The sequence below is a fragment of the Cyclobacterium xiamenense genome (assembly GCF_009467825.1).
GTDB lineage: Bacteria > Bacteroidota > Bacteroidia > Cytophagales > Cyclobacteriaceae > Cyclobacterium > Cyclobacterium xiamenense.
On record NZ_WIOK01000060.1, the window covers coordinates 1 to 11,330 of the forward strand.

General features: G+C 50.3%; 10 protein-coding genes. 6 read left to right on the forward strand and 4 right to left on the reverse strand.

Annotated features, from left to right (window positions below):
• Window positions 1-166: 166 nt before the first annotated feature.
• A complete protein-coding gene (locus GCU44_RS22630) occupies window positions 167-637 on the reverse strand; it encodes a hypothetical protein (RefSeq protein WP_154859668.1) in 471 nt (156 codons plus the stop codon).
• Window positions 638-719: 82 nt separating this feature from the next.
• Window positions 720-1,733 carry a zinc-binding alcohol dehydrogenase family protein gene (locus GCU44_RS22635; protein ID WP_154859669.1) on the reverse strand — a complete coding sequence of 338 codons (1,014 nt, stop codon included), beginning with the start codon at window positions 1,731-1,733 and terminating at the stop codon, window positions 720-722.
• 175 nt (window positions 1,734-1,908) lie between these two features.
• On the opposite strand from GCU44_RS22635, the gene yiaK reads away from it, so the two are divergent.
• Genes yiaK through GCU44_RS22650 form a run of 3 tightly spaced genes read left to right on the forward strand, consistent with a single transcriptional unit; the run spans window position 1,909 to window position 4,451 of the window.
• Window positions 1,909-2,925: a 3-dehydro-L-gulonate 2-dehydrogenase gene (yiaK, locus tag GCU44_RS22640; RefSeq protein WP_154859670.1), complete on the forward strand. Its 1,017-nt coding sequence runs from the start codon at window positions 1,909-1,911 to the stop codon at window positions 2,923-2,925.
• 52 nt (window positions 2,926-2,977) lie between these two features.
• Window positions 2,978-3,481, forward strand: a complete 504-nt coding sequence (locus tag GCU44_RS22645; protein WP_154859671.1) for an AAA family ATPase — start codon at window positions 2,978-2,980, stop codon at window positions 3,479-3,481.
• Window positions 3,471-4,451 (forward strand): phosphotransferase, encoded by a 981-nt coding sequence (locus GCU44_RS22650; protein WP_154859672.1) that lies wholly within the window; start codon window positions 3,471-3,473, stop codon window positions 4,449-4,451. The genes GCU44_RS22645 and GCU44_RS22650 overlap by 11 nt, the downstream gene beginning before the upstream one ends.
• Before the next feature lie 32 nt (window positions 4,452-4,483).
• On the opposite strand, the gene GCU44_RS22655 is transcribed toward GCU44_RS22650, so the two are convergent.
• The gene (locus GCU44_RS22655) at window positions 4,484-7,345 is read right to left on the reverse strand and encodes an alpha-L-rhamnosidase (protein WP_154859673.1); all 2,862 of its coding nucleotides are present in this window, start codon (window positions 7,343-7,345) and stop codon (window positions 4,484-4,486) included.
• Window positions 7,346-7,481: 136 nt separating this feature from the next.
• Window positions 7,482-8,948, reverse strand: coding sequence for a pyruvate kinase (locus tag GCU44_RS22660; RefSeq protein WP_154859674.1), 1,467 nt, complete (start codon window positions 8,946-8,948; stop codon window positions 7,482-7,484).
• Between the two features lie 484 nt (window positions 8,949-9,432).
• Between GCU44_RS22660 and GCU44_RS22665 the strand changes: the two genes are divergently transcribed.
• From GCU44_RS22665 to GCU44_RS22675, 3 genes are read left to right on the forward strand one after another with little or no spacing between them, the layout of a single operon-like run.
• Complete coding sequence (locus GCU44_RS22665) at window positions 9,433-9,882, forward strand: hypothetical protein (protein ID WP_154859675.1); 450 nt, start codon at window positions 9,433-9,435, stop codon at window positions 9,880-9,882.
• 12 nt (window positions 9,883-9,894) lie between these two features.
• Window positions 9,895-10,386 (forward strand): RNA polymerase sigma factor, encoded by a 492-nt coding sequence (locus GCU44_RS22670; protein WP_154859676.1) that lies wholly within the window; start codon window positions 9,895-9,897, stop codon window positions 10,384-10,386.
• Entirely contained in the window at window positions 10,370-11,056 is a 687-nt protein-coding gene (locus GCU44_RS22675) for a hypothetical protein (RefSeq protein ID WP_154859677.1), read from the forward strand. Before GCU44_RS22670 ends, GCU44_RS22675 begins: the two co-directional genes overlap by 17 nt.
• Window positions 11,057-11,330 lie beyond the last annotated feature (274 nt).

Here is an 11,330-nt window from a genome sequence, read left to right on the forward strand (position 1 = left end):
GGCCATAGTTGCTTTTTTGTACAACTCCAAAATACCATTTTTGGAGAAAAAAAACAACTAAATTAGAGGCTGCCCGACTTTTCGGACAGCCTCTTTTTTATTTTCAGCGAGTGGAGGAAGCGGATTTATTTCTTTGGTAACAGCCGTTTCTGTACGGCTTGGCCCCTTAAAATTGGTACAGTGGAATGTACCAGGAAACAAACTGTTCGTCAAACTTTGGCAGGCACTCTTTGTTTTGCTCCACCCTCATTCTGCGCCGGATTGCTTTTTCCAGTCTCGCAAAATCCACTCCGTGCTTTTCGGGATCATTTTCACAGATAAAATACAGGTCTCTGACCTCTCCCAATATGTCGATGTATACCCGAGCCTGAATTTTTATGTTTCGGAACACCGTTTTGGATTCCTCATCAAAATAGGAGGCGATTTTATCAAAATTTAACTCCTCACTCAGTGACATGGAGGAACAGTCCAATCCCAGTCGTTCGGTGTTGATCCGGGTATAGTCCTTAGCGTCGGTTTTAATGACGTATGCATTATTGGTTTTCAATATGCTGTATTGACTTCCGGTCTGACCTTTGACACGGAAGGGTAGGCAACTCATGCCCAAAATCAGAAGAGAAAGCAGTAATGCATGCATAAAGCTGGATTAAATTGCTGATTGATCTTCAAATTGATACATTAATTCACAAAAACCAAACCAATATGGCTGCCGTTTCCTTTTAGGGCAGTACCTCAGGAAAGTCAACCATGGCTTTGATTACCGTGTTTGCAGGCCCTGTCAACGTCTCGAATTTCCCGGGTACTTCCGCAAAGGAAAGGCTATGGCTGTGGTAAGCCTCCGCAGGAAATTGCTTTTTTTCCAGGCTTTCGATGACAAAAAGAAAGTCGTCTTTGGTAGCGTTTCGGCTACAAAGCAACGTTAATTCCTTCGCATGAATGGCCGGATGGTGGAAACATAAGTCCGCTTTGTAAAGCCCGACCAATACGTAGGTGCCGCCATGGCAGACGTATCCGGGGCCGGATTCCATGGCTTGTTTGTTTCCCGTGGCATCAAATACTACCTGGAACGCGTTGATTGTCGCGGATTCGGCAGAGCCATTATTTTTGACAGCTAGCAGCTGGTCAGCAGAAAAGTCCCTGGCAGCGGCAGCCAGGCGTTCTTCATTGAGGTCCATGGCCGTCACCTCTGCCCCGGCAAGTTTGGCATAGACGAGCAAGGCAAGACCGATTGGGCCACAGCCCATAACCAGTACCCGGTCGCCCTTTTTGATACGGGCCCGATTCACCGCATGGGCAGCTACGGAAAGAGGTTCCACCATGGCCATTTCTGTCCAGGTGAGGCGGGGCGTGGGTATAAGCAGGGATTCGCTAACCACCAGAAACTCCTGCATGGCACCATCGGTGTGTACACCTAGCACCTTTAGCCGTTCACAGCAGTTGGTCTTACCCACCTTACAGGCGATGCACTCCCCGCAGTGAATGTAGGGAATGACGACAACCGGGGTTCCTTCCTCCAGGTTTGCGCTGTTCGATCGGCTGACGCGGGCGGCAATCTCGTGCCCAAGGATTCTGGGATAGGAGAAAAAAGCCTGATTTCCTGCGAATGCATGCAAATCCGTTCCGCATATACCGACCTTCCTGATCTGAAGCAGTGCCTCATTTTTTCCTGGTTCCGGTATGGCTATTTCGTGTAGGAGAAATAAACCGGGACGTTCACAGCGGATTGCTTTCATAGAGGTTGCTAGGCTTTGGTCGGATACAAAAGTAAATAATCCAGCATAAATCTGTATACGAATCGGCGTATTTGTGCAAATAGCCGGCCGGTATTTCTGGAATATTCCCCTGTTAATTTGGTTTCCGAAAGCTGCCTTTAGTACCTTGGTAAGCAGAAATAAACCGAATCTACCAATGGACACGACGCTACGGGTTCCGTACCAACAATTGAAATCTACCCTGGAAACTGTTTTGAAAAAGACGGGATTCCCAGACCAAAAAGCGGCTCTCTGTGCCGAACTTTTTGCCAAATCCAGTTTGGATGGGGTAGCTTCCCATGGCTTGAACCGATTTCCTTCTTTCCTGGAACAGGTAAAAAGGGGTCATGTAAAGCCGGATGCGGAGCCGGAAATCGAATTTTCCCTACCGGTCATGGAGCGCTGGAATGGAAAGCAGGGGCCGGGCATGTACAACGCCCAGTTGGCGATGGGTCGGGCCATTGACCTGGCGGCCGAAAATGGGATTGGGTGCGTGGCTCTAAACAATACCAACCATTGGATGCGTGCCGGGAATTACGGCTGGCAGGCGGCGGAAGCCGGTTGTATCGGTATCTGTTTTACCAATACCATCCCAAATATGCCGGCATGGGGAGGGAGTGAGCCAAAGCTGGGAAATAACCCCCTGGTGCTGGCAGTTCCCTACAAAACCGAAGCCATCGTCCTGGATATGGCCATGACGCAATATTCCTACGGCAAAATGAGCATGTATGAGGGGGAGAAAAAAGAGCTGCGTTACCCGGCAGGGTTTGACGCGGAAGGGGCGCTCACGCATAATCCGGCGGAGGTACTGGCCCGGCAACTGGCCCTGCCGGCGGGGCTTTGGAAAGGAGCGGGCTTATCGCTGATGCTGGACATACTCGCTTCAGGTCTCTCTGGGGGAAAAGCCAGCCACGAGATAGGCGCGCAAGGGGAAGAATACGGTATTTCCCAATTCTTTCTCTGTTTCCACATCGAAAAGTTGGGATGGATCCAGGAGGAAATGGAGAAACACTTTAGCCGGATACTGGAGGATTTAAAGCAGTCGGCGGTATTTGCGGGCGGTGAGGTAAACTACCCCGGAGAAAAATCACTTGAGCGAAGGAAAGAAAACCTGGCACTTGGCGTGCCTGTGGCACCTGATATTTGGGAACAGGTACAGCAACTGTGCGGATAACCTGCCTTCCTAATTCCAGGAATCTTATGCGAATTTTCACTACCTTTATTACATGGTTGTATTGATCATGGGGCTACCGGGATCGGGCAAGAGTTTTTTTGCCAAACGATTGGCGAAAGCGCGCGGATTGGTCTACTTAAGTAGCGATAGGGTACGTATTGAATTGAATAGGAGGGGACAGTATGCCCCCGAAGACCGGCAACGTGTTTACGCTGCGATGGAAAAACGTACCGACAGGCTTTTGGCGCTGGGTAAAGCTGTTTTGGTGGATGCGACTTTTCAGCAGCGCGCTCATCGCCTTTCCTTCGCAAAAATTGCTAAAAGGTACCGGCAACCCTTTGCCTGTATACAAATAGTGGCGGACGAAATGGTGGTGAAGCAACGCCTGTCCAAACGCAGGGAGGAAAGTGAAGCGGATGTTGCCGTATATGAAAAACTAAAAGCTGATTTTGATCCCATCGATCAGGGCTATCTGGATATCTGCTCCGAGGATGGACAGATCGAGGTCATGATCGAACGAGCACAAGCATACCTGGACCAAATCCATGAAAACTGAGGAAGTTCAACAAGTAGCAAGAGAAGGAATCTATAAAGGGCGCCGCATAGAGGGTCAGCTGATAGAGACCCACATTTCATGGATCATACTTAGCGAAAAATGGGCCTTCAAGTTGAAAAAACCCATTAAACTTTCCTTTCTCGATTATTCTACGCTGGCGTCCCGGGCCCATTTTTGCCGGGAAGAGGTTCGTTTGAATAGCCGATTTTCGGCCATTTACGACCGCTGTTGTCCGATCACCCACCTGAATGGAAACTGGTACCTGGATGGAAAACGGGGGACCGTGCGGGAATACGCCGTGGTGATGAAGCGCCAGCCCGAGGAGTACCGGATGGACAAGCTTCTGAAGCAGGGAAAAGTAACGGAGCAACAGGTAAAAAAGCTTGCCGAAAAAGTGGCCTTATTCCACCGCCGGCAGCCTGCTGAGATGGTTCCCTTCCAACTGACAGCGGCGAAAGCACTTTTTGCTGATATAGTAAACCCCTCCCTTCGTTACACAGCCGAGCAACGCACATTTCTGAAGGAAGCCGTTCGGTGGAGCGATTCGTTTTTGGAAACACACCGCGGGCGCTTTAAGGAGCGGGTACAATTGGGCTATGTGCGAGACCTGCACGGGGATTTGCATGCAGGCAACGTGTTTCTGTCCGAGAAGCCGGTTTTGTTCGATTGCATCGAGTTCAGTAAAAGTATCCGTACCATCGACCTCCTGTACGAAGTGGCGTTTCTCTGCATGGATTTGGAGCGCTACGGGGAGGATTCTTTGGCTGGCTCATTTATGGAAACCTACCTGAAACGGATCCCTATACTGGATACCGGGCGAGACGCTTCTATTTTTACCTACTACAAATGCCTGCGGGCGAATGTACGTGCCAAAGTCCTGGGCATGAATCCAACACCTGAAAGACGAAAGGAGCAGGCCTGCTATTTGGCCCTGATGGAACGCTACCTCCGGCAGGAGGAAAAGAAGTAGATTCCGTCGGAAACGCGGTTCCAGCCGGTATATTAGGGATGCAAGGTACCTTCAAACCGGTATCTGCCCGAACCGAGTACGACCGCCTGCCTACCGTCCAGAAAATTTCCCAGGCTGATATCGGCCTGCTCGTGCAGCGATTTGCCGTCCAGCAGTACCGACGCGGGATCATCGGTAGGAATCCAGACAACGGCCCGGGTATTGACAGGAATGACTACTTCCAGTGACAGGCTACTATCGGATCTTTTCCAGGAGCTCAGGATTTCGCCGTGAATGGATTGATAGCTGGCCTGCGCACGGTGGATGTCCTTTTTGGGGATTTCCGGCGCAATAGTAAACGATTTGTACCCGGGTAGCTCCGCCCGGATACCGGCCATGTTTCGAAACATCCATTCGTATACCGAGCCAAAGGCATAGTGGCTGAATGAATTCATGCCTGCGTTCAAGGATTCCATTTTTTCCGGGTCGTCTTTGACGTAGCTGTCCCAGCGCTCCCAGATGGTAGTGGCACCGTTTTCAATCTCAAAGCCCCAGGAAGGATATTCGGTGGTTAGCAGCAACTGGTAGGCCAGGTCGGAACGGCCGGTAGCGGATAATGCTGGCAACAATTGTTTTACTCCCAGAAACCCGGTAGCCAGTTTTTCCCCGTTTGCTACCAACAAGTCAGCCAGGTGTTTTCCTGCTGCTTCTTGTTGGGATTTGCTAAGGAAATCGTGGTAAATGGCGTTGGCATAGGCAGTTTGGGTATGGCCGGAAAAACCCTGGTGTCCGTCTACATAGCCCGAGCCGTCTCCATAAGGTTTGGGGTTGGTGGTCAGTTTACCGGAAGTCTCGTCCAGGTAGTGGGAAGCAAAAGCCGCTTTGATTTTTCCGGCCAGTTCCTGGTAGTGCAGCGCCCTGGTTGATTTACCAATGGCCGCTGCCATTTCAGCCATCAGCTGTGCGGTGTAGCCGTAATAGATCGTTGCCAACATATCCGGTGGCGTTTTTTTGCCTATGGATAGCCAGTCCCCGTAGCCTCCTTTGGGAGAAAGGTCGGCAAAGGAGCCTTCCGGGTAGATGTACCGATCCCCGCTTCTTTTGGCGTGAAAGGCCATGAACTTTTCCATGTTTTCCCAGGAGCGTTCGATGATCCGTGTATCGCCATAGGCCCGGTACATTTCGTAGGGGTTGATGATGCCGGCTTCCATCCAGCCCGGGGCAAAGGTGTCGCTTGACCGTACCGAAGGGGCGGGGGCGTAGTCGGGATAGGCTCCGGATTCCCACTGTGCATCCTGCAAATCCCGGATCCACTTGGTAAAGAAAGCCGCTACATCCATATTCAATGCCGATGTTCCTCCGTAAATCTGCGCATCTCCGGTCCATCCCATGCGTTCGTCCCGTTGTGGGCAATCGGTGGGAATGTCGACAAAGTTGGCCCGTTGGGTCCAAACGATGTTTTGGTACAGTTGGTTGACCAGGGGATGGTCGGTTTCAAAATGCCCCGCACGGGGCGTATTCGATCCCAGAACCAATCCGGTAAAATTTTCCTTTTGGGGCGTTCCCGGAAATCCCGTCACCTCTACGTATTGAAATCCGTGGTAAGTAAATCCCGGAACCCATTCCTCGCCCTCTGGATCGCCTTTTAGAATATACGTATCGGTGGCCCGGGCCATGCGGAGGTTTTCGACCATCAGGCGCCCGTCGGGATGGAGCATTTCGCCAAAACGAAGAACGATTTTATCGCCCGCCTTTCCTTTTACCCGTAGCCGGATCAGGCCCGCAATATTTTGCCCCAGGTTTACGATGAATGTTCCATTGGTACGTTCGGTAATGGAACCGGGTGAAAGCGTGTCGGTCACTTGTACCGGTTGTGCCGGGTAGAGCTGCAACTGGCGCTCAGCAGTGGCAATGTGTTCGGCTGCCTCCCAATGACTGTCGTCATAGCCGGGAAGGTGCCAGTTTTCGGGCTCCTCGCGCGCATCGTAGGTTTCTCCATGCAGGATATCTGATTCCAACAGCCCGCCGCTGCTGACCTTCCAGTCGCTGCCCGTGGCCACAGTTTGTGTTTGTCCGTTTTCGTAGGTAAGCTCCAGTTGGGCTTTCAGGGCGGGGACTTCGCCGTAAAAGGCCCGGACCACCGGATTGCCCACCAGCAATGCGTACCCGATATAGCCGCTGTACCAGCCATAGGACAAGCGGGCCTGTAAGACCTGCTTCCCGCTTTTCAGGTGCTCCGTGACATCGTAGGCCTGGTAATACACGCGTTGGTTGTAATCCGTCCAGCCCGGTGCCAGGTAATCCTTGCCTATCCGTTGCCCATTTATTTTGAATTCGAACAGCCCCAATGCTGTGATGTACAAACGGGCTTTTACCAGCTTTTGCCCAACACTGACCTCTTTTCGGAAGATGGGCGCCGGTGGTAGCAACAACTCTTTTCCTTTGAAGGGTACCGGTGCTGTGCCGGGAGCAAAATCCTTTCCAATCCAGGCCGCTTTCCAGTCCGCGGCTTCCAGCAGACCCATTTCCCAGCTAGCTGACTGACTCCAGGGGCCGGGCTGCCCCTCCTTATCCCAGCTCTGGATCTTCCAGAAGCATTGTTGCCGCGAAGTCAGTGCGGTGCCCCCATAGACCACCTGTGCGGTCTGGTCGTTGGCGATCTTACCGCTGTCCCACAAGTCGGCCTGACCTGCTTCTAGCAGTTCCGGCTTGCTAGCCACCAGTATCCGGTAGGCCGATTGGTGTTGATTTCTCCGGCCGGACTCGAGTACCCAGCTTAGCCGGGGCTTCGCTTCGTCGGTGAAGGGATTGGTTCGGTATTCCACGCGGAGTTGCGTGGGGGTCAGGTCGCTGTTTGCCAGCGCAGCAGGGCCTGCCAGCAACAACAGCAACCAACAGATCAGGGAATTTTTCATCGGAATGAGAGATGGAACGAAGTAAAGCTACGTAACTTTTCCGAATAGCCCATCCCGCACTGTCCCGGTCCAAAGCGCATGGCCCTGAGAGGAAGGACATCCGTTTTTTCAGCTTAGCCCTTGATGAATGAAAGAGCTAGCCGGGTTGAAAAAAGTCCCGGGCGATGTGCAAGTGCCCCAGGGTAAACTTCTTTTTGGTACGCCGACCGCTGGTGCGTTCCATGATGTCTTTTAGGCTTTTCAAAACGGGGATGGTGTGTGCGCCCTTGTTGATCATGACGCATTCTGCCAGGGCCGCCTGGCCGGCGTCTGTAATCTCAGAGCGGGTAGGCATCCCCGATTTGTGTAGGTTTTCGAGTACCTGAGTGGCCCAGACCACCGGCACATGGGCCGCTTCGCAGATCCAAAGGATTTCCTCCTGGATTTCCCCCATGCGTTCAAAGCCGATTTCCACGGCCAGGTCGCCCCTGGCGATCATGACCCCAAATGGCGGGGACTTCATCCCTTCCAAAATCAAGGCAGGCAAATTTGCTACTGAATCCGGGGTTTCGATCTTGTACACTATCGCGGGCGCATTGCAGCCCTGTTTTTGCAGGGCTTCCCGTAGGCGGCCTATATCCTGAGGCGTTTTGACAAAGGAGTAGCCCAGCGTATCGGCATGCTCGCAGACGAAACGCAGGCATTCGATATCGAAGTCGGTCAGTGACGGGATCGTTAGTCGACTATCCGGAAAATTAATTCCCTTTCCTTCCTTGAGCCAGCCTTTTTTGGAAGAAACGCGCTCGATGCTCACGGCGACCTTTCCAGGCAGCGCGGCGCTGATATGCCCACCGATTGCTCCGTCGTCGATAAAGACCCGTTGCCCCAGTTCCAGGGAGGCGATGATTCCCTCTTCGTTGGGATGCAGGACAATGTCTTCGGAATCGAAGCCATGGGTGGTTTCAGCTAGCCAAACCTGATCTCCAACGGCCACTTTCACCTTTCCCCGCTTTTGACCTTTTCCGAGCAGGCGGGTTCGAATTTTTGGCCCGGCCAGGTCGATGTGAATTTTACAGCTTTTTCCCGTGGCCCTTTCCGCACTCCTGATTTGCTCAATCATGGATTTCCAGACCGCTTCATCATCGTGGGCACAGTTGATGCGCGCCACATTCATGCCGTGCAGCAGAAGGGCTTCGATGGTGGAGGAATCTCGGGCAAAACCCGTATCGAAGGTCACCATGATGGCCGGCATTCCTGGATTATCGGCCTCGCCAAAGAGTTCCCGGCTATTGGCCGCCAATTGTTCCTGGCTGTAGGCGTAGGTGCAGGAGTTGCGTTCCTCAGGTGCATAGCGGTAGCCCAGGCGTTCGCGGATGGTTTGAATCTGCCGGTGGATGTGGTTTTCCGAATTGGATAAGGCCGAGAGGCCGTAGAGGTGCAATTGTTCCTGCAGGGATTTCCGGTCCTCGCTTCGGAAGTAAAGGTATTGGATCAGGTTAGCCGCGGCTTGCTGGCAGCGTTTGGGCAGTTCCGCCAGTTGCTGTTGGTGTTGTTTTTTGGCGTCCAAGATGCCCTGTTCCAGGGAAGCGAGTTCCCGATCGAGTTGTTCCAATGCGTCTTCCATCGAAAGTAAATATAGGAGATATTTTATGTTCCTGGTGCAAAAATCCCGGGCGAGCGCCCGGGAGATGTTTTCATCAATCGGTTTAACGGAAGAAAGGGCCAAAGGGATGGATGCATTTTACCCTGCTCCAAGTACCCGTCTCTCCTTCAATCTCTTCTCAATCGTCGGAAATCCAGGGGCCTTTTTCTGAAAAAAAACATCTCAACAGTTCCTTAGTTGTCCAGAATGATTAATTTGATGTGCGAGAAGGAATGGCATTGTGAGTAATACAAGCGACTTGTTTTTAGGAAAATGCTGAATCGAGATTTGCATGATACCGTTTCCGTAAGTTTTTAGTACCTAGATCGGTCACGTTTCTTGCGACACCCCCTTGCCACCACTTGCTAAAGACTAGATTTATCCATTTACCCAATACTTAAAAAAAATAATTCGTTAGGGTGTAATATTTTCCGGACCTAAGCCACTAACCAAGAAAAACGAAATCATGACAGGTAAAAACGCAATTGCCCATTTTCGCCGGTTGGTAGCCGAGACCACCAAAAAGTCAGAAATAAAGGTCTATCAGGCCTTTATACAACTACTCTCCAAGCTGGAACGGAGGGGTCTCACCCAATCTGAGATTGAATCCCTGGAATCGAAATTAGACGCACTGGAATTGATCGATTCGACAAAAAAGATAGCGCATTACAAAATGGCACTTGGACGGTTTGAACGCTATTTGAACGAACGCTTTTCTTTGGTGACCAAAGGGTACTACCAGAAGCGGGGTATCATTTTTGGGGCCGCATTGGGCCTATTGCTTGGCATTGTATGGTTCTCGGGGTTCTCCCGTTCGTTAGGTATTTCTTTGGGTATTTCCGTGGGGACCTTAATTGGTATTATCGTAGCAGGTTATTTGGAATCTCGGGCGAAATCGTCGGGAAAGTTGATTTAATCAGGAAGATACTTGAGTACCGACTTCTACGAAATATGGATTAAGCCCTATGCCGCAATCATTATAAAGATATGCCGGGCATACACGAATTCGCAAGAGGACTTTGAAGATTACTATCAGGAGGTATGTTTGCAAATTTGGAGAACCAGGAACAATTTCGGAGGACAGTCGGACTGGTCTACCTGGGTGTATCGGTTGGCACTAAATGTGAGTTTGACCTTACTTAAAAAAAAGAAAAACGATCCGCAGTTGTTCACGTCTGAATTTTTACCGAACGAATTGGTAGAAACCAGTCCGGTATTTCCAGATGAAGCGCTCAATCACTTATACGATGCCATCAAACTGCTGTCGGAGGTAGATCGGGGCATCGTGTTACTTTACCTGGAAGAGAAGTCTTACCAGGAAATCGCCGATATTACCGGTACCAACCCAAACAATATTGGTGTACGCATCACGCGAATCAAAGAACGATTAAAGAAACTAATGGATGGAAAAGTCAATTGAATCAATATGGAAACAAGGGTTTCTAGCCGAAGATGCCTTGGTCGCCCCGACGCTGAACAACTTGTACAAGCAAAAATCCATACACGTAATCGAGAAGTTTAAACGAATGTTCAGAATCAACCAGATTGCAATCGTTGCCGGTTCCGTGTTATTTTTGGCAGTTTCTTTTTTGATCGGGATTCCGCTTATGGGAATCGGGTTTTTTCTGACGCTCAGTAGTATCGTACTTGTCAACAGAAAGTTTTCCAGGACATTATCGGAGATTGACACGAGCGAAAACAGTTATCGGTACGTCAAGGCGTTCGCTCATTGGCTAAAAGAACTCGTTCGGGTAAATAGGTTGATGGCCCGATTCTATTATCCGCTGTTTTTTTTATTCATCGTACTCGGTTTTTGGCAGTTCCAGGTAAACGGCAAGCGATGGGGTGATGCCATTACGCATGCGTTGATTGCGAACGATCCGGGAGCCGCCTTACTTCTCGGCGTACCGGTAATCATCATCGTAAGTGTGCTATTACTGATGCTTTTCCTTGCTTACGTTGGAGGAAGAATCTTCGACTGGGATTTAACCGTTGTCTATGGAGCAGTACTTCGAAAGCTGGATGAAATTAATACCGATATGGAGACATTACGAAACGAACGCGTTGAAACAGACAATCGGGATACCTGAAATTTCCTTCAACTGATTAAATTGGGTTGGTGATTAAAGGAGACCTCTTTACGTTCTGCATGTACAACGCATTCAACAAGATTAAATCAATCTACCGGGAGATATTAAAAAGAAATTTCCCATGTTATTCTTATTCACAAGACTCTATTAGTCTGAATTATTAATTTGAAATAAGATTATTGAATAAGGCACTTATCAAATAAAGGCTTTGTACGGATACGGTGGCTTCGCCACCATCCTTTGTATTAGATTTTCAAAAATCCCTTCTTTCATT